Source organism: Serratia sp. X3 (genome assembly GCF_014982455.1).
GTDB lineage: Bacteria > Pseudomonadota > Gammaproteobacteria > Enterobacterales > Enterobacteriaceae > Serratia > Serratia ureilytica.
Genome location: NZ_JADCNB010000002.1, coordinates 528,620 through 550,799 on the forward strand (window position 1 = coordinate 528,620; position 22,180 = coordinate 550,799).

Here is a 22,180-nt window from a genome sequence, read left to right on the forward strand (position 1 = left end):
ACAAATAAATAATGCCCATTACCGACGAAAAAATAGTGGGTTCAACATCCTGAACCCACTATTTCTATCCCTTCACAACCTGACTATCACCCCTCGTAACTGCGGAATAGCGCCCGGCCGCGCAGCAAGCGCACGCCCAGCCAGCCGCCGCACAGCGACAGCAGCAGCGCGCTGGCCAGCGGCAGCGCCCACCACAGCACCGGCGTCGGCGTCCACGGGAAGTCGAACACCCGGCTTTGCAGCAGCCACAGCGCCGCTTCGGCCCCCACCGCCGCCGCGATGCCCGCCACCAGCCCCAGCAGGGCAAACTCGCACCACAGCGTGCGGCGCAGCAGCCGTTTACCGGCGCCCAGCGTGCGATAGACCACCAGCTCCTGCCGCCGCTGACGCATGCCGACCTGCACCTGCGCCAGCAGCAGCAGGCCGCCGCACAGCACCACCAGCACCACCATCACCTCCAGCGCGCGGCTGACCTGTTGCAGCACGCCGCCGACCTGTATCAGGATCGCGCCGATGTCCAGCAGGCTGAGCGTTGGGAACTGGCGGTTGAGCTGGGTCAGCATCCGGCCGTCGCCGTCGTAGCGGAAGCTGGTGAGCCAGGTCTGCGGCTGGCCGTCCAGCGCGCCCGGCGGGAAGATAAAGTAAAAGTTCGGCTTCAGGCTTTCCCAATCCACCTGGCGCAGGCTGGTGACTTTGGCGCTGAACGCCTGGGTATCGCCGCTGAAGGTCAGCGTGTCGCCCAGCTTGATCTTCAGCCGCCCGGCGATGCCTTCATCCATCGAGACTTCGCCGCTTTTCGGCGGCCAATTGCCCGCCACCAGCGGATTGTGATCCGGCAGTTCGGCCAGCCAGGTCAGGTTCAGCTCACGGTTCACCGCCTCGCCGCCCGGATCGTCTTCATGCACCCGTTCGGTCGCCACCTGCTGGTTTATCTCGGTCAGGCGCACCCGGACGATCGGGTAATAGGTTTCCGGTTTGATCTGGTGCTGCTGCAGGAAGGTTTTCACCTGCGGCACCTGCGCCTCGGTCATGTTGAGCAGGAAATAGTTCGGGCTGTCCGGCGGCAGCTGTTGCTGCCAGCGTTCGAGCAGATCGCCGCGCAGCACCAACAGCAGCGCCAGCAGCATGAACGACAGCGAGAACGCCGCCAACTGGCTGATGGTCACCCACGGCTGATGCAGCAGGCGGTTGACCGCCAGCCGCAGCGCCAGGCTCTTGAGCGTGATGCGGCGCAGCAGCAGCAGGCTGCCCCACCCTATACCGCCCAGCAGCAGCGCCAGCACCGCCATGCCCGCCAGGATCGCCCACAGCAACGTGCTGGCTCCCATCAGCAACACCAACAGCGCGACCACGATCGCCGCCGTCACCGGCAGGAAGTAGCGCAGCGGCCAGACGTTGGCCGACACATCGCGACGCAGCACCCGCAGCGGCTGGGTGGCCAGCAACTGGCGATACGGCCGCAACCCGACCAGCAGCGAAATCAGTACCAGCGCGCCGAGCGCCCACAGCCACGGCCAGACGCCGGCGGCGGGCAACGCGGCCGGCAACACCGGCTTCAGCAGGCGAATCAACAGCGCCTCGAACGCCAGCCCGATCGCCCCGCCGCACACCGCCGCCAGCGCCATCACCGCCAGCCACTGGCCGACGATCAATTTGCGCAGCGCGCCGCGCCCGGCGCCAAGGGTTTTCAGCACCGCGATCAGATCGTAGCGGCTGCGGCAATAGTGGCTCATCGCCACTGCCACGGCGGCGATCGACAACAGCAGCGTCAGCAGGGCCGACAACAGCAGGAACTGTTGGGAGCGCTGCAGCGACTTGCCCAGCGCGCTACCGGACTCCTGCAGCCCGAACCAGCGCTGATCCGGCGTCAACTGCGGCGTCAGCCGTTCTTCGTAACGCTGAATATCCGGCTCGGCGCCGGCGAACATGTAGCGGTAGGTCAGGCGGCTGCCCGGCTGCACTGCGCCGGTCTTATCGACGTCCGCCAGGTTGATCATGATGCGCGGCGCGGTCTGGAACGGATTGAAACCGGCGTCCGGCTCCTGAATAATTTCACCGGCGATGCGCAGCGTGGTATCGCCCACCTCCAGCGAATCCCCCACTTTCACGTTCAGCAGCGCCAGCAAACGCGGCGCCACCAGCACGCTGCCCGGTTCAGGCTGGATGTTGGCCGGGCGCGTTTCCAGCTTGCCGTACAGCGGATAGGCCAAATCGGTGGCTTTCACGTCCGCCAGCTGCGGCCGATCGCCGGCATAGGTCATGGTGGTGAACGACAGCTGACGGCTCACCTTCAGCCCCTGTTGCTGCGCGTCCAGCAGCCAGCCTTCCGGCACCGGATGCGCGCTGCGCAGCACCCGATCGCCGGCGATAAAATCGCGGCTCTGCTGGCTGAGCCCTTTGTCCATGCGATCGCTGATGCTGCCCAGTGCCAGCACGCAGGCGACGGAGAGCGTCAGCGCCAGCCACACGATCAGCAGCGACGGCGAGCGCCATTCGCGCCAGAACCAGCGCCAGATCATGCTTCCTCCCACAGCTTGCCTTCGCGCAGCCGCAGCCGCCGCTGGCAGCGCGCCGCCAGGGTTTCGTCATGGGTCACCAGGATCAGGGTAGTGTCAAAATCGCGGTTGAGGGAAAACAGCAGGTCGGCGATGCGATCGCCGGTCTGACGATCGAGGTTGCCGGTCGGTTCATCGGCGAACAGCACCCGCGGTCGGCCGCTGAAGGCGCGCGCCAGCGCTACGCGCTGCTGCTCGCCGCCGGACAGCTGCGCCGGCAGGTGATCGAGCCGCTTGCCCAGCCCCAACTGCTCGAGCAGCTGCACCGCCTGCTCGCGGCTCTGCCTGTCGCTCTCGCCGCGCAACAGCGCCGGCAGCTGCACGTTCTCCAGCGCGTTCAGCGTCGGCACCAGCATGAACGACTGAAACACGAAGCCGACGTCCCTGGCGCGCAGCGCGGCGCGCCCCTCTTCGTCCAGCGCGGTCAGCGACTCGCCGAGCAAACGCACCTCGCCTTCGCTGCCGTCATCCAGCCCGGCCAAAATGCCCAGCAAGGTCGATTTCCCCGATCCGGATTCGCCGATCAAGGCGATCGTCTGCGCGGGTTTGACAAGCAGCTCGACTCCGGTAAGGATGGTGAGCTGATGCTCACCCTGACCAACGTGTTTACTAAGATGATGAACTTCAAGAACGTTTTCCGCTGGCATCTTCCCTTCCTTTTGCTGTTGGGATTATTCAGTTTACGCGCTGCCGCCGCCGATACCTTGTTGATTTTAGGCGACAGTTTAAGCGCCGGTTACCGCCTGCCGCTCGAGCGGGCGTGGCCGACGCTGTTGGCCGAACAGTGGCAGAAAAAACCGGGCGCGCCGCAGCTGGTCAACGCCAGCATCAGCGGCGACACCGCCGCGCAGGGGCTGGCGCGTCTGCCCGCGCTGCTGAAACACCATCAGCCGCGCTGGGTGCTGATCGAGCTGGGCGCCAACGACGGCCTGCTCGGCTTCCCGGCGCAGGACGTACAGCGCGATCTCGGCCAAATCATCACGTTGGTGCAGCAGGCCGGCGCGCAGCCGCTGCTGATGCAGATCCGCATCCCGCCGAACTACGGCCGCCGCTATACTGAAGCGTTCGGCGCCGTCTACCCGGCGCTGGCCAAGCAGTTCAACATTCCGCTGCTGCCGTTCTATATGGAACAGGTGGTGGTGAAGCCGGAATGGATGCAGGATGACGGATTGCACCCCAATGGGGACGCCCAGCCGTTTATCGCCACCTGGATGGCGGAGCGCCTGGAGCCTCTAGTAAAGCATGAGTCTCACTAAATTAGGGTCGTACACTAGGTAAAGTTATGCAAAAAGCGGTATTGATAACCGGCTGTTCCAGCGGGATTGGCTTGATTGCGGCGCAGGATCTGCGCAACCGCGGCTACCGGGTGCTGGCCGCCTGCCGCAAGCCGCAGGACGTGGAAAACATGCGCCAGCTCGGGCTGGAAGGCATCGAGCTGGATCTGGACGACAGCGCCAGCGTCGAGCGCGCCGCCGCCGAGGTGATCGCGCTGACCGACGGCCGCCTGTACGGCCTGTTCAATAACGGCGGTTTCGGCGTTTACGGCCCGCTCAGCCGCATTTCGCGCAGCCAGCTGGAACGGCAGTTCGCCACCAACCTGTTCGGCACCCACCAACTGACCCAGCTGCTGTTGCCGGCGATGTTGCCGCACGGCGAAGGGCGGATCATTCAGACCAGTTCGGTGATGGGCCTGGTCTCCAGCGCCGGGCGCGGCGCCTACGCCGCCAGCAAGTTCGCGCTGGAAGCCTGGTCGGACGCACTGCGCATGGAGCTGCACGGCAGCGGCATTCAGGTCAGCCTGATCGAACCAGGGCCGATCTCTACCCACTTTAGCCAGAACGTCAATCAGGCGCAGAGCGACAAACCGGTGCACAATCCCGGCATCGCCAAGCGCCTGACGCTGCCGCCGGAGGCCATTCTGCCCAAACTGCGCCACGCGCTGGAAAGCCCGCGCGCCAAACTGCGCTATCCGGTCACCCTGCTGGCGCACGCGATGAGCGTGCTGCGCCGCATTTTGCCGGGCCGCTGTCTGGATTGGCTGCTGCGCAGCAACGCTTAATTCGCCCGACGGGGTTGAAGAATGGCGGCGCGCCCCCATCTACACCCCATGGCTCCGCACGATCAGAGAGAAAAAAGATGCTAGCTCAAGCTGTTGTTGATATTAACGAAACTAACCTGCACCAGACGCTGGAACAATCGATGTCCACACCGGTGCTGTTCTACTTCTGGTCCGAGCGCAGCCAACACTGCCTGCAGCTCACGCCGGTGCTGGACAAGCTGGCGGCGGAATACGCCGGTCAGTTCATTCTGGCCAAGGTGGACTGCGACGCCGAACAGATGATCGCCTCACAATTCGGGCTGCGTTCCATTCCGACGGTCTACCTGTTCAAAGACGGTCAGCCGGTCGACGGCTTCCAGGGCCCGCAGCCGGAAGAAGCGATCCGCGACTTGCTGCAGCGTTTCCTGCCGAAGGAAGAAGATTTGAAACTGGCGCAGGCGCAGGAGCTGCTGGCCGCCGGCAACGCCGCCGAAGCGCTGCCGCTGCTGAAAGACGCCTGGCAGAGCAGCCAACAGCGCAGCGACATCGGCCTGACGCTGGCCGAAACTCAGATCGCGCTCAACCGCAGCGAAGACGCCGAAGCGGTGCTAGCGACCATCCCGCTGCAGGATCGCGATACCCGCTATCAGGGCCTGGTGGCGCAGATTGAACTGTTGAAGCAGGCGGCGGACACGCCGGAAATCCAACAGCTGCAACAGCAGGTGCAGCAGCAGCCGGACAACGTCGAACTGGCGGTGCAGCTGGCGCTGCAACTGCATCAGGTCGGGCGTAACGAAGAAGCGCTGGAACTGCTGATGGGGCATCTGAAGAAAGATCTGGCCGCCGCCAACGGCAGCGCGCGCAAAACCCTGATGGACATTCTGGCCGCGCTCGGCACCGGCGACGCGCTGGCCGCTAAATATCGCCGCCAGCTGTACTCCCTGCTGTACTGATATCCGTCATACTTGAAGCTGCATCCAGGCGGCAAATGTGAGAAGCCCTGGGAGCTTAGATAACTAAGTGACCAGGGCTCGAACGTGCAGCCAGCTTGAAATATGACGGGGATTAGCGATAGACCCGCACCCCGCCCTCCACGCCCGCCGGGCTGAACAACACCTGCCATAGCTGAATGTTGCGCGATCGGAACGCGCCGGCACAGGCGTTCAGGTAATAGGTGAACATGCGTTCGAAGCGCTCGGAATAACCGCCCATCAGATCCGGCCACGCCCGTTTGAAATTCTCCAGCCAGGCCATCAGCGTGCGATCGTAATCGGCGCCAAAGTTGTGCCAATCCTCCATCACGAAACGCCCTTCGCTGGCCTCGGCGATATGCCGCACCGAAGGCAGGCAGCCGTTGGGGAAGATGTATTTGTCTATCCAGGCGTCGACGTTGAGATCGGTCTGATTGGAACCGATGGTGTGCAGCAGGAACAGACCGTCGGGCTTCAGGTTGCGCACCGCGACGCTGAAGTAGGTTTCGTAGTTTTTCGGCCCGACGTGCTCGAACATGCCGACCGACACGATGCGATCAAACTGACGATCCAGATCGCGGTAATCCTGCAGCAAGATCTCGACGTCCAGCCCGGCGCAGCGTTCCTGCGCCAGCTTCTGCTGCTCGGCCGAAATGGTCACGCCGTGCACCGAGACACCGTAGTTTTGCGCCGCAAACTGCGCCAATCCGCCCCAGCCGCAGCCGATATCCAGCAGCGTCATGCCCGGTTTCAACTGCAGTTTTTCGCAGATCATCCTGAGCTTGGCCTGCTGCGCCTGCTCCAGCGTCTGCGCCTCTTTCCAGTAGCCGCAGGAGTATTGCATATAAGGATCGAGCATCGCCCGGAACAGGTCGTTGCCGATGTCGTAGTGCTCTTTGCCCACCTGCCAGGCACGCTTGCGCGATTGGCGATTGAACAGCCGGGCATAGGCGATGCGCGCGATGTCGCTCAGGCTTTTCGGCAGCCGTTCATCGACGCCGGCCTGCAGAATGCGGGTGAACAGCATGTCCAGCCGTTCGCACTCCCACCAGCCGTCCATATAGCTTTCGCCGAAGCCGAGCGAGCCTTCCTGCAAAATGCGTTTGAACAGCGCCGGGTTATGCACCCGGATATCCCAGGCGCGCGGGCCGTTGATGGCGACGCCGGCTTCCGCCAACATCTCCTCCACAATGCGATACCAGCGATCGTTCTTCTGGGCGAGTTCATCAACACTGAGCGAATCCATAACAATCCTTGGCCGAAATGTCATTTCAAAAAGCATAGTCGCAAATGAAAATGACAAATTTTTGACGGTAAACACGGGGGTGTTTTTACTCTAGCCAAGGCGAGCAACATCATGAAATGAATAAAAATTATTGAAATCATGCCATTTAGGCATACTTATTTTTCAGCTGTGCCACACTTGTCGTGACAACACTCTGCTCCAGACGCGGGATCCACCGCTCGCGGGTTGCGTCAGCGCCCTGGATTAAGTCGCGGTATCAGTAGGCATTTTTCCGGCGCTGACGTAATATCTGTTTACATATGTCTGACAGGAGGTTTGCATGCTTACTTTTATTCCCATCGTGATCGTCGTCGCGCTGATTGTGGTGTTCGCCGGCGTCAAAATTGTGCCGCAGGGGTTCCAATGGACGGTAGAACGCTTCGGCCGCTACACCAAAACGCTGATGCCGGGCCTGAACCTGGTGGTGCCGTTCATGGACCGCATCGGCCGCAAAATCAACATGATGGAGCAGGTGCTGGACATCCCTTCCCAAGAGGTGATTTCCCGCGATAACGCCAACGTCGCCATCGACGCGGTGTGCTTTATCCAGGTGGTCGATCCGGCGCGCGCCGCCTACGAGGTCAGCAACCTCGAACAGGCGATCGTCAACCTGACCATGACCAACTTCCGCACCGTGCTCGGCTCAATGGAGCTCGACGAAATGCTGTCGCAGCGTGACAGCATCAACAGCCGCCTGCTGCACATCGTCGATGAAGCGACCAATCCTTGGGGGGTGAAAATCACCCGTATCGAGATCCGCGACGTGCGGCCGCCGGCGGAACTGATCGCCTCGATGAACGCCCAGATGAAGGCCGAGCGCACCAAGCGCGCCGACATCCTGGAGGCGGAGGGGGTGCGTCAGGCGGCCATTCTGCGCGCCGAAGGGGAGAAGCAATCGCAGATCCTGAAGGCCGAGGGCGAACGTCAGTCGGCGTTCCTGCAGGCGGAAGCGCGTGAACGCGCCGCCGAGGCCGAGGCGCGCGCCACCCAGCTGGTGTCCGACGCCATCGCCAGCGGCAACATTCAGGCGGTGAACTACTTCGTGGCGCAGAAATACACCGACGCGCTGCAGAAGATCGGTTCCTCCAACAACAGCAAGGTGGTGATGATGCCGCTGGACGCCAGCAGCCTGCTCGGCTCGATCGGCGGCATTACCGAACTGCTGAAAGAAAGCAAAGGCAAATAATCATGCTCGAACTGATCGCGGCGAATCCGCTGTGGTTCTGGCTCTCTCTCGGGGGCGTGTTGCTGGCGGCGGAAATGCTCGGCGCCGGCGGCTACCTGCTGTGGAGCGGCGTGGCGGCGCTGTTGGTCGGCGCCTTGATCTGGCTGCTGCCACCGCTTTCCTGGGAATGGCAAGGCGTGATCTTCGCCGTCCTGACCGTCGTCGTCGCCTATCTGTGGTGGTACTGGCTGCGTCGCCGCCCGGCGGCCGCATCCGGCGGTTCGCCGGTGCTCAACCAGCGCAACCGTCAGCTGATCGGCACCCGCGCCACGCTGACGGAGCCGATGCACAACGGCATGGGGCGCATCAATATCGGCGACAGCAGCTGGCGCGCGCAGGCGGCGGAAGATCTGCCCGCCGGCACCGAAGTGGAAGTGGTGGCGGTGGAAGGCGTGACGCTGGTGATCCGCGCCCTGCCTTCTTCATCGCGTTAACAAGTGAGCCGGGCTAGCCCACACCCGGCTCACTCATCCTGCCAGCAGAGCTGGTATTTTACGCCTTATAATCCACCCACATGCCGTTTCGAACCGTGTAAATCTTGTTCGAAAGCGGGTTGATGGTGAATAATCCGTGGCCCGCGGCAAATGTTGGAGGTATCCAATTATCCACCGTCACATTCACCCTAGGCGACGGAAAGATTATCCATCTACCCGTAACTCCATCGGCAAAGGTCATACGGTTAAAGTTGCCCCCTTGAACATCCAACAAAACGCCTTTCCCGGTAACCATCAGCGTTGCTAAAGAAACATCAACCAGAACCAACCGCAGCGCATCGACCGTTGTTACATTGCCAACGACTTTCGTATTTTGCAGACTCCCGCCGCCGGTAAAGCTCTTTTGCAGGTCGCAATTAGTGAGTCTGGGCATCGACGTAGAAATCACATCGCCACCGATGTAACTATTTAAAATCTTGGCGGCAGAAGAGAGCTGTAGGTTACCCGCAATATTGCCTCTGGATACGGATGAGTTATCGTCACGAATATCTACTCCACCTACCGTTCTAACAGAGTCTAAATTGACGCGGGCATTAGCCATAACTACAATGTCTTTGGCAAAGACTGTCCCTATAGCCCCCCCATTCGGAGCGGGATCACCAGGTATAATTGAAACATTCGCCGTTGACGAAAGATTCCCGACAGCAGTTGCCGTTGCACCGAAAGTATGAACATGCTCAACCGTACTATTTGTAGAGGCATAGATATTAATCACGCCGGCACCGCCACCTACGGAAGAAAAGTAGCTATTCATATAGCCATATCCATTTCTTTTTTCGGCAGAGTTGGGGGTTTCAACAGTTGCCTTAGTGACTAACGTGCCTTCTTCATGAACTTTTGCCAGCCAATTTTTTGAACCTGATACTCGCCAAGCTTTCTCTCTACAGTCATGAGCCATTAAAGAGTGGATCGTATTGGCGTTAGATTCATCAAACGCCGATCCGGTTGCAGCGGGATAACTGGTAAAGTCGATACCGAACATCATCTCATTGCCACAGAACAGCGCCCTGACGTCATTAAATACGTTATCAAACGTAGAAGCAAAATAGACGCCTGCACCATTCATGTGCATTGAAGAGAGAAATTGAACTCTGGAACCTGAAAGCGTATGCAGTTGGCCATTAATCGCTTTACCCGTGTAGCCATCCATATTGTAAATAGTGATGGTATCCAGATCCTGATTACCTTGGGTTGTTCCATACACTAAACCTTTTCCGTCATACTGCCCATTCTGGTTAATGACGACCCAGGGAAGTCTCAACCCAAGATCAGTCTTTGGAATAAAAGAAGACGACTTAATAAATAAGTGGAGAGCACCGGATAGAGAAGTCAACCCGGTGATATTGATAGAGGATGAAATAAATAACCCTACTTGTGCATAAGATCCAGCTTTAGGAAACTCGCTCACCAAAGCGCATTTTTTTTCAATCGCTTTGTTTATAGCCGCCTGTAAGCTTCCGGTGACATCAACATAACTTGATGTCGTCCTATTCGTAGTTTCTATCCCATAATCATAAAGATTAACCGAGCCGGCGATCCTTTCCCAATAGAACCCGGTTGTTTGCGCGACGTGACCACCATCATCAACTTTCACACCAGCGACAGAAATAAAATCTCCGCCACCATATATCCCACCTTCCTTCCACGCGTTAAGTCTAACCCTCACGCCAGCCTGCGCAGGTACATAGGCTCTTAGAGCTTCAAAACTAGGGATAACGGTAAGCGCGGCAACGCTGTCAGAACTGCTCGTCATAGAACCACCTCTTTGAAGTCTGTGCGTCTCAATCGACACAAAGACTTTAAAGTTCGGCCCTTCATTGCACCAAAACAACGGGTTGTGCCACACGCAGGTGGACAACTCGCTGTCCGAATTATTTGGCCGCAGTCACCTGATGACAACACCCCGCCAGGTTATTGATGATGGGGCACTCCGCCCCCTCGTCGCCCGGGCATTGTTCCGCCAGCGTCAACAGGCGCTGGCGCATGTTCCCCAGCTCGCTGATGTGCTTTTCGATCTCCGCCACCTTCTGCAGCGTGCGCGCCTTCACATCGGCGCTGTGGCGGGCCGGATCGTTGAACAACGCTACCAGCTCGCGGCACTCGTCCAGGTTGAAGCCCACCTGCCGCGCCTGACGCAGCAGCGTCAGCTCTTCGACATGCTTGGCGGAATAGTGGCGGTAACCGTTGTCGCTGCGAATCGGGGCGGTAATCAACGCTTTCTCTTCGTAAAAACGAATCGTCTTGCTGGTTAAACCGGTTTTTTTCGCGACGTCGCTAATATTCATTTTCCCTCCTTGACCTTACCCTTGCTGGAAGGTTTAAGCTCCATTCTTAGTGAAAACAGGTCAGGCGGTCAACCTTTAAACACCGCCTCTACGCAAGGAGTTCAATCATGTCACACACCACTATGCTGGCATTGCAGGGATTGTCCTGCATGAACTGCGCGCAGCGGGTGAAAAAAGCCCTGGAAAGCCGCAGCGATGTCGAACAGGCGGAGGTTAACGTCCATTACGCCAAAGTGACCGGCGAAGCGTCGGACAGCGCATTGATCGACAGCGTGATCGCCGCCGGCTATCAGGCAGAAGTCGCGCCGCGCGCCGACACCGAACTGCAGTTGAGCGGCCTGAGCTGCATGCACTGCGTCGGCAGCACCCGCAAGGCGCTGGAAGCGGTGCCGGGCGTGTTCGCCGCCGAGGTCGAGATAGACAACGCGAAAGTGTACGGCGATGCCGATCCGCAGGCGCTGATCGCCGCGGTGGAACATGCCGGTTATCACGCCAGCGTGGCGGGCGCCGTCGTCCCAAAAACTGAGCCGTTGACTGACGCAACACCTTCGTTGCCGGACGTTCAGCCAGCGGCGCAACCTTCTCTTCCGGCAACCGACAGCGCGGACGACAGCGTACAGCTGCTGCTCAGCGGCATGACCTGCGCCAGCTGCGTCAATAAGGTGCAGCAGGCGCTGCAAAGCGTTCCCGGCGTGGAGCATGCGCGCGTCAATTTGGCGGAGCGCAGCGCGCTGGTGACCGGCGCCGCCGATGCGCAGGCGCTGGTGGCGGCGGTGGAAAAAGCCGGCTACGGCGCCGAGATGATTCAGGACGAAACCGAACGCCGCGAACGTCAGCAACAGACCGCACGCGCCAACATGAAGCGCTTTAGCTGGCAGGCGGCGCTGGGGCTGGCGTTGGGTATTCCGCTGATGGCCTGGGGGCTGTTCGGCGGCAGCATGATGCTGACGCCGGAAACCCAGCGCCCCTGGCTGCTGGTCGGCGTCATCACCCTGGCGGTGATGGTGTTCGCCGGTGGGCACTTCTACCGCAATGCCTGGCGCGCGTTGATGAACGGCAGCGCCACCATGGACACCCTGGTGGCGCTCGGCACCGGCGCCGCCTGGCTCTATTCGATCGCCGTCAACATTTGGCCCGATTTCTTCCCGATGGCGGCGCGCCACCTCTATTACGAGGCCAGCGCGATGATCATCGGTTTGATCAACCTCGGCCATGCGCTGGAACAGCGCGCCCGCCAGCGTTCTTCGCAGGCGCTGGAGCGGCTGCTCGATCTGACGCCGCCTACCGCGCGGCTGGTGACTGACGACGGCGAGCGCGATATTCCGCTGGCGGAGGTGCAGCTCGGCATGACGCTGCGGCTGACCACCGGCGATCGCGTGCCGGTCGACGGTGAAATCGTGCAGGGCGAAGTCTGGCTGGATGAAGCGATGCTGACCGGCGAAGCGGTGCCGCAGCAAAAAGGCCCTGGCGACACGGTGCATGCCGGGACGGTGGTCGACGACGGCAGCGTGCTGTTCCGCGCCGCCGCCATCGGCAGCCAAACCACGCTGGCGCGCATCATCAAACTGGTGCGTCAGGCGCAGAGCAGTAAACCGGCGATCGGCCAACTGGCCGACCGCGTCTCGGCGGTGTTTGTGCCGGCGGTGGTGGCTATCGCCCTGTTCAGCGCGGCGGTGTGGTACTTCTTTGGTCCGCAGCCGCAGTTGGTCTATACGCTGGTGATCGCCACCACGGTGCTGATCATCGCCTGCCCATGTGCGTTGGGATTGGCGACGCCGATGTCGATCATCTCCGGCGTGGGCCGCGCGGCGGAATTCGGCGTGCTGGTGCGCGACGCCGACGCCCTGCAGCAGGCCAGCCAGTTGGATACCCTGGTGTTCGATAAAACCGGCACCCTGACGGAAGGGAAACCGCAGGTGGTGGAGATCCTGACCTTCAATCAGGTCAGCGAACAGCAGGCGCTCGGCTGGGCCGCAGCGCTGGAACAAGGCTCCAATCACCCGCTGGCGCGCGCCATCATGGAACGCGCCGCCGGGCAAACGCTGCCGCAGGTGGCGCAGTTCCGCACCCTGCGCGGCGCCGGCGTCAGCGGGGAGATCGACGGCGTGCAGGTGCTGCTGGGCAACGCCGCGCTGCTGAAACAGCATCAGGTCGCGGCCGACGAACTGGAGGCGCCGATGCGCGCCCAGGCCGAACGCGGCGTGACGCCGGTGCTGCTGGCCGTTGACGGTAAACCGGCCGCGCTGTTCGCCATTCGTGATCCGCTGCGCGAGGACAGCATCGCGGCGCTGCAGCGCCTGCACCAGCAGGGATATCAGCTGGTGATGCTGACCGGCGACAACCCGGTGACCGCCAACGCCATCGCCAAAGAGGCCGGTATCGATCGGGTGATTGCCGGCGTGCTGCCGGACGGCAAAGCGGCGGCGATCAAACAGCTGCAGGCGCAGGGGCAACGCGTGGCGATGGTCGGCGACGGCATCAACGACGCCCCGGCGCTGGCGCAGGCCGACGTGGGCATCGCGATGGGCGGCGGCAGCGACATCGCCATCGAGACCGCCGCCATCACCCTGATGCGTCATAGCCTGCACGGGGTGGCGGATGCGGTCGAGCTGTCGAAGGCCACGCTGCGCAACATGAAGCAGAACCTGTTCGGCGCCTTTATCTACAATACGCTGGGCATTCCGATCGCTGCCGGCGTGCTCTACCCGCTGACCGGCACGCTGCTCAGCCCGGTGGTGGCGGGCGCGGCGATGGCGCTGTCGTCGATTACCGTAGTCAGCAACGCCAACCGGCTGCTGCGTTTTAAACCCAGGAAGTAAGCTTCGGGGCGCCCGTCAAGGCGCCCCGCTGTTTTCCGGGCTTCCCTGCGCGGCGGATAGCGTTTAGCATGAATGACGATTTTCCCTCGCCTTGCACGCGAAAACGCGCACCCGTTATTCAGGAGCCACGCCGTATGGGTCAACTGCTACGCCGCCTCGCCGCCTTTCTCGGCCTGATCTCGCCCAAAAGTTACGCTTATCCGGCGCTGGACATCACTCTGCCGGGCGAGCGTCGGCTCCATCTGGTGGGCAGCATCCATATGGGCACCGTCGATATGTCGCCGCTGCCGCCCCGGCTGGCCGCCCGGCTGCAACAGGCCGACGCGCTGATCGTCGAAGCCGATATCACCGGCGCCGCCTCCCCTTTCGACCACGCAGAGCAACAGCCGGAGCTGGAACAGCGCCTGTCCGCCGAAGAATATCAACAGCTGCTGGCGCTGTGCCACGAACTGGGCGCCGATCCGCACGCCTTCGCCACCCTGCCCGGCTGGCAGGTGGCGCTGATGATGCAGGCGCGGCAGGCTCAGCGTCTGGGGCTGCGCGCAGAGTACGGCGTAGATTATCAGCTGCTGCAGGCCGCCAGAGCGCAGGACAAACCGGTGATCGAACTCGAGGGGGCGCAGCAGCAATTGGCGATGCTGGAACAGCTGCCGGAAGGCGGCATCGCGCTGCTGCGCGATACGCTGGAGCACTGGCATACCAACGCGCGGCTGCTGCAAACCATGGTGAGCTGGTGGCTGGACGCCAAACCGCGCGGCACGCTGGACACGCTGCCGGCCACCTTCAGCGCCGGGCTTTACGACGTGCTGATGCATCAGCGCAATCGCGACTGGCGGCGTCAGCTGGAGGCGCTGCCGGCCGGAGACTATGTGGTGGCGGTTGGCGCATTGCACCTGTATGGCGAGGATAACCTGCCGGCGATGCTGCAGCCACAGGGGTAAAAAAGTGGCCAATATCGCTATTGGCCAGTCAAAGAGGAATTTCTTGTATTCTAGTTATACGCATAGCAACCGTGTTAACGGTTACAGTAAACAGGGTAGCAACCCGGTGAATATCTTGGCAACCCGCTTTATGTAACAGCCGCTCTGGTTGCCTGGCTGGTTGGATTTTTGTATTTTTAAGGCTGATTATCACCCCTTCCCCGCCGGGGACATTTTGGACAACATACCATGACGCCCGCAGTCGTTCTGCTTGAGAAACAAAAGGTCGCCTTCACCCTTCATCCTTATCACCACGACAGCGACGAAACCAACTTCGGCGACGAAGCGGTGAGAAAGCTGGGGCTGGATGCCGATCGGGTTTACAAAACCTTGCTGGTGGCGTTGAACGGCGACGCCAAACACCTGGCAGTGGCGGTCACGCCGGTCGCAACCCAGTTGGATCTGAAAAAGGTTGCCCGCGCCCTCGGCGCCAAAAAGGCCGAGATGGCCGATCCGCAGCTGGCGCAGCGCGTCACCGGGTATCTGGTGGGCGGCATCAGCCCGCTGGGGCAGAAAAAACGGCTGCCGACGGTGATCGACAGCCCGGCGCAAGCGTTCGCCACCATTTACGTTTCCGGCGGCAAACGCGGGCTGGATATCGAGCTGGCCGCCGCCGATCTGTGCCGCCTGCTGGCCGGCAGCTTCGCCGACATCGCCAAACGCGACTGACGCCGCATACTCAGCGGCACACCACCGTGGCGTCACAGGCTGCCAGCGTTTCCACCAGGCGATCCTCCAGCGCCTTCACCTGCGCGCCGGGCACCAGATAGTTATTGCTGATGATGGCGAACGCCAGCGGCCGCCCGGTCGCCGAATCGACATAGCCGCTGAGCGACGATACGCCGGTCATGGAACCGCTCTTGGCGTGAGCGCGCCCCGCCGCCGCGCTTTTCACCATGCGGCTTTGCAGCGTGCCGCCCACCAGCAACCCCGGCTCGCCCGCGACGGGCAAGGCACGATACCAGTCGGCGAACCACGGCTGTTTTCTGGCCGCCAGCAGCAGCGTCGTCAACTGTTGCGGCGTGATCTGGTTCATGCGCGACAGCCCAGAACCGTCCACCTGGCGATACGCGTCGGCCGCGATGCCCTGGCTTTGCACAAATCCGTTTATCGCCTGAAGACCGGCGGCCCAATCCCCTTTGCCTTGCGTCTTGCGGCCCATCGCCTTGGTCAATATCTCGCCGTAGCCGTTATTGGACACTTTCAGGAAGGTGACAACCAGGCGGGAGAGCGGCGGCGAGGTTTTTTGCGCCAGCAGCTGTGCGCCGGCCGGCGTCACGCCCTCTTCAGCGTTGCCGCGCAGGGTGATGCCGTGCGCGCGCAGAGCATGTTGCAATAAAGCGCCGACGACGAGGGCCGGTTGATCGACAGTAATCAATCGCGAGCTGGCCTCCGCCTGCGCGGCGATGGTGCCGCTGACCACGATCCGGTTGCTGCCCGGCCGGCGCTCGTACGTCAGAGCGGTGTCACTGCCGGTGGTGGTGCGATTGACCAGCGTCACCGCGTCATTGGCGGGATAGAAGCTCGCCCGTCCCGGCGCGCCGGCGCGAGCGCCCGGCCGCACCTCCACCTGTACCACGTTGATATCGCCGCCGGGGGTAAAGGCATAGTTCAGCGCCGAAATCGGCGCGGCGAAGGCAAAGGGTTCATCATCCCAGCTCCAGCCGGGGCCGAATGGTGTCTGATCGAAGGCGCCGGCGTCCAGGATCAGCCGCCCCTGGATATGGCGAATGCCGCGCTGCGCCAAGGTGGCGGCGAAGGTATCGAGATCGTCCGGGTGGAGCGTAGGGTCACCGCTGCCCTGCAGATAGAGATCCCCATGCAACGTATCGCCGCGCTGTTTGCCGCTGGCCAGCAGCCGGGTTTCAAAGCGGTAATCCGCCCCCAGCACGCCGAAGGCCGCCAGAGAGGTGAACATCTTCATGTTGGACGCTGGCGCCAGACGCTGATCCGCATGCGCCTGATACAGCACCTTGCCGTTGTCGGCATCGCGCACCATCACGCCGCTCGACGCCCCGACCAACGCCTTGTCCTGGCCGAGGGGCGCCAGCGCCTGAGCGAGGGTTTGTCCATGGCGTTCGCCGGATGACGAACACCCCACCAGCGCCACGATGGCGGGCAACAGCCAGCCTGCGGTTTTCAACATGTCATCTTCCCGTTTGCGTTATCAAAACCAAATTGTCGCTCAGGCTATCATTGGAAGGCGGCGGTGGCGAGAATGTCCGGCCCGCTTATCATTCAGATACGCTCAGACATCGCCAAACGACGCTCGTTGTGCACCACCCGCCACGCCAACAGCAGCGCGCCAAGGCTGCAGAGCGACAGCACGGCGCCCAGGTGCTGCGACAACCCGGCCAGCACCAGGCCACCGCCTAGCATCAGGTAATACATCAGGCCAAGGATGGCGCCGGAGGTGCCCATGCAGTCTTTATAATGGCGCAGCGCGCGCGCCAAAATATTGGGAATGGCAATGCCGTACGCCATCACCACCAGCATCATCGGCAGAACGAACCACAAGGTCCCTTCCAGCAGCAGTACCAGCAAGCCGCCGGTCAGCGATAATCCGCAGGCCAGCATCAACAGCGCGGGGAACAGCCAGTGCTTGCCGCTCAAAAACGTGTTGATCGCCGCGCCGATACCCACCCCGGCCGCCAACACCAAACCGGTATAGCCGAACCACTGCGCCGGCAGCGCCAACGCCGAGAAGTGGAATGGCGCCAGCTGGTAATAGCTGAACATGCAAATATTGAACAACGCCACCAACAGCGCGCTGAGCCAAATATCCCCGTCCTTGACCATCCGTCCCAGCGTGCCGAAAAATGAATTCTTCACCACCTGTTGCGGACGCGTCTCCGGCAGTTGCCAACCGGCATAGCCCAGCAACAGCGCCGCCAACAGCGCCAAACCGCCGAACACCCCCTGATAGCCCCAATAGTGAGTCAGCACTGCGCCGCTCAACACGCCAACCGCTGGGCTGATCGCCATGGCGATCCCCATCACCGAGAATACCCGCGCCAATTTATAACCGTCGAAGCGATCGCGAATCGCCGTTTGCGTCCCGACCGAACCGACCGCTGCGCCAAAGGCGGCCAGCACCCGCGCGGCCAGCAGCACGCTGAAGCTGCCGCTGAACAGCGCAACGAGGGAAGCCAGCAGATAGAGCGTCAGCCCGGCCAAAATGGTGGGACGGCGTCCGATGACGTCGCACATCCGCCCCCATACCACCACGCCCAGCGCAAAGGCGAAAAAGTAACAAGAGAGCGTTTGCGCCGCCATTTCTGCACTGACCCGGAAACCGTGCGCAATATGCGTCAATGCCGGGCTGTAGATGGTCTCCACCACCTGGGGAAACATCATCATCGACGTCGCCAACGTCAGCGTCAGTTTACGTTGCATAACAGATCCTGTAGCCAAGAATAGGCTGCACAAGGTAGCATCTGGTCTCAGTGACGATTACAATATAAAAGACGAAAAATTTACAAAATCGGACAAACTATGGCGTGGCTTCAGGCGCAGGACAGTTTTAATCCGGATACGCTCGACAACAGCGTACTCGGGATCGCCGCCGAACTGGCACAGCACGACTCGGGCACGCATTGGCATGACAGGGGGCAGTTGCTGTTCTGTCAGCAAGGCAGCATGCGCATCACGCTCAACCAAAGCATCTGTATGCTGCCGCCGGGCAGAGTCGCCTGGATCCCGCCGCAGGTGGCTCACCGCGTTCAGGTCAACGGCGTCGTCGGTTACCGTTCGCTTTATCTCGACGCCGATCGCTATGCCTGTCTGCCAGCGCAGCTTGCCGTACTGACAGCCTCGCCGCTGCTGCGCGAGGTGTTGGAGCGCATCGCGTTCGCCGCCTTCGACACCGACTGGCAGCATGGGCCTTACGCCAATATTCTGGCGGTCTGCCTGGACGAGATCGCCGCTGCGCCGCGCGAACTGACGCTGCTGCCGCTGCCCAGCGACCGCCGCCTGCGCCATCTGGCCAATCTGGACATGCTTCCGCCGCTGCACGAGCTATCGCGCTATAGCGGCGCTTCCGAGAAAACCATCAGCCGGATTTTCCGCCGTGAAACCGGGCTCGGTTATCAACAGTGGCGTCAGCAATGGCGCCTGATCAAAGCGATAGAGATGCTGGCCGCAGGGCTGAGCCAATCCGACGTCGCCGGTCGGCTGGCGTTTTCCAGCGACAGCGCCTTCGCCACTTTCTTCAAGAATATGGCGGGCAGCCCGCCGAGGGCGTATATGGAGAGAAGAAAGTAAGACGCCGTTTAAAACGGCAACGCTGACAAAAGGCGTTGATGCAGAGGAGAAAAGCGAGGGGGGAACGGCGCCCCCGCGACAAGCGAGAGCGCCGTTCCGCGACGCCTCTAGCGATAGACGATTTCGCCCTTCGGCTCGTACGCCGCCGCATCCAGCGGCGAGTGTTTCTCGATGTACTGCTTCAGCACTTCGGCATCGATAAAGCCGGTGTTGACGTAGCTCGGCAGCCCGTCCAGCTTCGGATAGCCGTCGCCGCCCAGCGCGTTGAAGTTCAGCGTCGCCATGCGGTAAGTTTTATTCGCCTGCAGCGGCTGGCCGTTGATCTTCACCTCGCTGACGCCCTTGCCGTCCGCCACCAGGCTGACATTGGCGAACTGGGCGTAGGCGCCGGAATCCGGCTTCATGTTGGCCACCACCGCCAGATACTGTTCAACCTCGCGGCCCTTCATATCGACATGCACCAACGTGTTGCCAAACGGCTGCACCTTGAGCACGTTCTTGTAGGTGATATCGCCGCTTTCAATCGAATCGCGCACCCCGCCGCCGCTCATCACGGCGAAGTCGGCGTCGGCGCGCTCCATCTGCGCCGCCAGCATCACCCGCGCCAGGTTGGTCTGCACGAAGCGCACCTTGCTGCGATCGCCTTCAAGCTTGCCGTTGACGCTGCCGATCTTCACGCCCAGCTGCGCCTTGCCCTTATCCTGGAACGGCGTCAGCAGCTTCATCATGGCCGGATCTTCCGCAATCTGCTGGGTGTAGTACACCCGCTCGCTGGTGCCGTCGGCTTTCTCCACCTTCTTCTTCAGGTTCACCGGGATCAGCTGATAATGCACCAGCTTCAGCTCGCCGTTGCGGAATTCGAAATCGGCGCGCCCGACATATTTGCCCCACTCGTGCGCCTGCACGATCCAGGTGCCGTTCTGACGATCCGGCGAGCATGGCGTGCCCGGTACGTAATCCGCCTGTTTGCGGTTGTCGCCGGCCATGCACACCGGATCCTGCGAGTGGCCGCCGACGATCATGTCGAGATATCCGGCCGGCAGGCTGCGCGCCATCTCTACGTCGCCCGGCGCGTTAGAGCCGTGTTCGCCGTTGTCATAGTGCCCCATGTGAGTGGCGGCGATAATCACGTCCGGCTTCTCGTCCTTGCGCAGTTGCTCCACCACCTGCTTCGCTTCCTGCGCCGGCACGCGGAACTCCATGTCGGTGAAGTACTCCGGGTTGCCTATCTTGGCGGTGTCGTCGGTCGTCAGGCCGATCACGGCAATCTTGATGCCCTGTTTGTCGAACAAGGCGTAAGGCTTGAACAGGCGCTGGCCTGTGCTTTTCTGGTAGATGTTGGCGGACAAGAGCGGGAAGGTCGCCCACTTCTCCTGCTGGCGCAGCACGCTCAACGGGTTGTCGAATTCGTGGTTGCCGATCGCCATCGCGTCGTAACCCACCAGGTTCATGCCGCGGAAGTCCGGCTCGGCGTCCTGCAGATCCGATTCCGGCACGCCGGTGTTGATATCGCCGCCGGACAGCAACAGCAGGCTGCCGCCCTGCGCCGCCACTTCGCGGCGAATGCCGTCCACCAGCGTTTTCTGCGCGCCCAGACCGTATTCGCCATGATCGTTCTGCCAGAAGTGACCGTGATGATCGTTGGTATGCAGAATGGTGATGGCGTAGGTCTTATCCTTTTCCCAGGCACTGGCGGCCCCCGACAGCAGCGTCAGGGATACGGCCAACGCGCATGCGGTGGTTTTCAGCGAAAAACGCATGGCGGATCTCCGTGTATTAAATGGCTTTTATGATGAGGCCGAAATTGTAGCGCGAATTAATGACAGCTGATTTCAATTTTTTGCGATGTGAGTCTGATTATTTCAGATATGGTAAAAATTGAACGCCCTGCCTAAGATGTCATCTCTGTGCTCAACAACTTATCAGGCTAATAATAATATGACCGACAGTAGCCAAAGCGCGATGCCGCCCGCCAAGGGCAGTACGGTAAAGAGGACCGCTTTCTCCATCCTCGGCGCCATCAGCGTGTCTCACCTGCTCAACGATATGATCCAGTCGCTGATCCTGGCGATTTACCCGATCCTGCAAGCCGATTTCCACCTCAGCTTCGTACAGATCGGTATGATCACCCTGACCTATCAGCTAACGGCTTCCCTGCTGCAACCGCTGATCGGCTATTACACCGATAAACACCCGCAGCCTTACTCACTGCCGATCGGCATGGGCTTTACCCTGTCCGGCCTGCTGCTGCTGTCGGTGGCGAGCACCTTCCCGCTGGTGCTGCTGGCGGCGGCGCTGGTGGGCACCGGCTCATCGGTATTCCACCCGGAATCCTCGCGCGTGGCGCGCATGGCCTCCGGCGGGCGGCACGGCCTGGCGCAGTCGCTGTTCCAGGTGGGCGGCAACTTCGGCAGCTCGCTCGGCCCGCTGCTGGCGGCGCTGATCATCGCGCCTTACGGCAAAGGCAACGTCGCCTGGTTCTCACTGGCGGCGCTGCTGGCGATCGTGGTGTTGCTGCAGGTCAGTAAGTGGTACCAACATCAACATCGGGCGGCGAAAGGGCAGCCGAAAAGCCCCGCAATGCTGAAACCGCTGCCAAAACGTACCGTCGCCTACTCGCTGGGCATTCTGCTTGTGCTGATTTTCTCTAAATACTTCTATCTGGCCAGCATCAGCAGCTATTACACCTTTTATCTGATACATAAGTTCGGCGTTTCGGTGCAGAATGCGCAAATTCACCTGTTCGCCTTCCTGTTCGCGGTGGCCGCCGGCACCATCATCGGCGGGCCTCTTGGCGACAAGATAGGGCGTAAATACGTGATTTGGGGCTCAATCCTTGGTGCAGCGCCATTTACGCTTATTTTACCCCATGCATCCCTCTATTGGACCGGCATTTTGACGGTGATCATCGGGGTTATTCTCGCCTCCGCATTCTCCGCCATCCTGGTCTACGCACAGGAGCTAATCCCCGGTAAAGTCGGCATGGTTTCCGGTTTATTCTTCGGTTTTGCTTTCGGTATGGGCGGGTTAGGCGCGGCAGTTCTTGGTTATGTCGCGGATTTGACCAGTATCGAGCTAGTCTACCAAATCTGTGCTTTCCTGCCGCTTATCGGCATTATTACCGCGCTACTGCCCAATATGGAGCATAAACCGCAATAACCCCGCGAACTACCCGGATGAAAGTATTTATTCATCCGGGTTATCCTACGGATAAATCAATGTTATTTGGTTTATCTGGCACAAAACCCCCTCATTGACGCACCTT

General features: G+C 61.1%; 18 protein-coding genes. 10 read left to right on the forward strand and 8 right to left on the reverse strand.

What is annotated here, in order from left to right; all coding sequences use genetic code 11:
* Positions 1 to 86: 86 nt before the first annotated feature.
* Complete coding sequence (ybbP, locus tag IMX17_RS12900; protein ID WP_193549828.1) at positions 87 to 2,519, reverse strand: putative ABC transporter permease subunit YbbP; 2,433 nt, start codon at positions 2,517 to 2,519, stop codon at positions 87 to 89.
* A complete protein-coding gene (gene ybbA / locus IMX17_RS12905) occupies positions 2,516 to 3,202 on the reverse strand; it encodes a putative ABC transporter ATP-binding protein YbbA (RefSeq protein ID WP_046897614.1) in 687 nt (228 codons plus the stop codon). Before ybbA ends, ybbP begins: the two co-directional genes overlap by 4 nt.
* On the opposite strand from ybbA, the gene tesA reads away from it, so the two are divergent.
* From tesA to IMX17_RS12920, 3 genes are all read left to right on the forward strand, one after another.
* The gene (gene tesA, locus IMX17_RS12910) at positions 3,173 to 3,811 is read left to right on the forward strand and encodes a multifunctional acyl-CoA thioesterase I/protease I/lysophospholipase L1 (RefSeq protein ID WP_193549877.1); all 639 of its coding nucleotides are present in this window, start codon (positions 3,173 to 3,175) and stop codon (positions 3,809 to 3,811) included. The two genes, ybbA and tesA, sit on opposite strands and share 30 nt — an antisense overlap.
* Positions 3,812 to 3,837: 26 nt before the next feature.
* Positions 3,838 to 4,614, forward strand: a complete 777-nt coding sequence (locus tag IMX17_RS12915; protein ID WP_004940195.1) for an SDR family oxidoreductase — start codon at positions 3,838 to 3,840, stop codon at positions 4,612 to 4,614.
* A gap of 77 nt (positions 4,615 to 4,691) precedes the next feature.
* Entirely contained in the window at positions 4,692 to 5,546 is an 855-nt protein-coding gene (locus IMX17_RS12920) for a co-chaperone YbbN (protein ID WP_182265002.1), read from the forward strand.
* 112 nt (positions 5,547 to 5,658) lie between these two features.
* On the opposite strand, the gene cfa is transcribed toward IMX17_RS12920, so the two are convergent.
* Positions 5,659 to 6,810 carry a cyclopropane fatty acyl phospholipid synthase gene (cfa, locus tag IMX17_RS12925; RefSeq protein ID WP_193549829.1) on the reverse strand — a complete coding sequence of 384 codons (1,152 nt, stop codon included), beginning with the start codon at positions 6,808 to 6,810 and terminating at the stop codon, positions 5,659 to 5,661.
* A 319-nt stretch (positions 6,811 to 7,129) separates the two neighbouring features.
* Between cfa and IMX17_RS12930 the strand changes: the two genes are divergently transcribed.
* Entirely contained in the window at positions 7,130 to 8,035 is a 906-nt protein-coding gene (locus IMX17_RS12930; protein ID WP_004940203.1) for an SPFH domain-containing protein, read from the forward strand.
* Between the two features lie 2 nt (positions 8,036 to 8,037).
* On the forward strand, positions 8,038 to 8,508 hold the full coding sequence (locus tag IMX17_RS12935) for an NfeD family protein (RefSeq protein WP_046897484.1): 471 nt from the start codon (positions 8,038 to 8,040) through the stop codon (positions 8,506 to 8,508).
* Positions 8,509 to 8,566: 58 nt separating this feature from the next.
* Here the strand turns inward: IMX17_RS12935 and IMX17_RS12940 are convergent, their stop codons facing one another.
* On the reverse strand, positions 8,567 to 10,321 hold the full coding sequence (locus IMX17_RS12940) for a hypothetical protein (protein WP_046897485.1): 1,755 nt from the start codon (positions 10,319 to 10,321) through the stop codon (positions 8,567 to 8,569).
* 118 nt (positions 10,322 to 10,439) lie between these two features.
* Positions 10,440 to 10,853, reverse strand: a complete 414-nt coding sequence (cueR, locus tag IMX17_RS12945; protein WP_046897486.1) for a Cu(I)-responsive transcriptional regulator — start codon at positions 10,851 to 10,853, stop codon at positions 10,440 to 10,442.
* Between the two features lie 107 nt (positions 10,854 to 10,960).
* On the opposite strand from cueR, the gene copA reads away from it, so the two are divergent.
* The 3 genes from copA to ybaK all read left to right on the forward strand — a co-directional run bounded on the left by copA (position 10,961) and on the right by ybaK (position 15,321).
* The gene (gene copA / locus IMX17_RS12950; protein WP_193549830.1) at positions 10,961 to 13,672 is read left to right on the forward strand and encodes a copper-exporting P-type ATPase CopA; all 2,712 of its coding nucleotides are present in this window, start codon (positions 10,961 to 10,963) and stop codon (positions 13,670 to 13,672) included.
* A 134-nt stretch (positions 13,673 to 13,806) separates the two neighbouring features.
* Positions 13,807 to 14,613: a TraB/GumN family protein gene (locus tag IMX17_RS12955; protein ID WP_025301805.1), complete on the forward strand. Its 807-nt coding sequence runs from the start codon at positions 13,807 to 13,809 to the stop codon at positions 14,611 to 14,613.
* 228 nt (positions 14,614 to 14,841) lie between these two features.
* On the forward strand, positions 14,842 to 15,321 hold the full coding sequence (gene ybaK / locus IMX17_RS12960; RefSeq protein ID WP_004940240.1) for a Cys-tRNA(Pro)/Cys-tRNA(Cys) deacylase YbaK: 480 nt from the start codon (positions 14,842 to 14,844) through the stop codon (positions 15,319 to 15,321).
* A gap of 10 nt (positions 15,322 to 15,331) precedes the next feature.
* Here the strand turns inward: ybaK and dacB are convergent, their stop codons facing one another.
* Both dacB and IMX17_RS12970 read right to left on the reverse strand, forming a co-directional pair.
* Positions 15,332 to 16,798 carry a D-alanyl-D-alanine carboxypeptidase/D-alanyl-D-alanine-endopeptidase gene (dacB, locus tag IMX17_RS12965; protein ID WP_193549831.1) on the reverse strand — a complete coding sequence of 489 codons (1,467 nt, stop codon included), beginning with the start codon at positions 16,796 to 16,798 and terminating at the stop codon, positions 15,332 to 15,334.
* A 92-nt stretch (positions 16,799 to 16,890) separates the two neighbouring features.
* On the reverse strand, positions 16,891 to 18,048 hold the full coding sequence (locus IMX17_RS12970; protein ID WP_193549832.1) for an MFS transporter: 1,158 nt from the start codon (positions 18,046 to 18,048) through the stop codon (positions 16,891 to 16,893).
* A gap of 99 nt (positions 18,049 to 18,147) precedes the next feature.
* On the opposite strand from IMX17_RS12970, the gene IMX17_RS12975 reads away from it, so the two are divergent.
* Positions 18,148 to 18,915, forward strand: coding sequence for a helix-turn-helix domain-containing protein (locus IMX17_RS12975; protein WP_046897491.1), 768 nt, complete (start codon positions 18,148 to 18,150; stop codon positions 18,913 to 18,915).
* 107 nt (positions 18,916 to 19,022) lie between these two features.
* On the opposite strand, the gene ushA is transcribed toward IMX17_RS12975, so the two are convergent.
* Positions 19,023 to 20,675, reverse strand: coding sequence for a bifunctional UDP-sugar hydrolase/5'-nucleotidase UshA (gene ushA, locus IMX17_RS12980; protein ID WP_193549833.1), 1,653 nt, complete (start codon positions 20,673 to 20,675; stop codon positions 19,023 to 19,025).
* Between the two features lie 178 nt (positions 20,676 to 20,853).
* Here ushA and IMX17_RS12985 point away from each other — a divergent pair, with 178 nt between their 5' ends.
* A complete protein-coding gene (locus IMX17_RS12985; RefSeq protein WP_046897493.1) occupies positions 20,854 to 22,074 on the forward strand; it encodes an MFS transporter in 1,221 nt (406 codons plus the stop codon).
* The last annotated feature ends 106 nt before the right edge of the window (positions 22,075 to 22,180 follow it).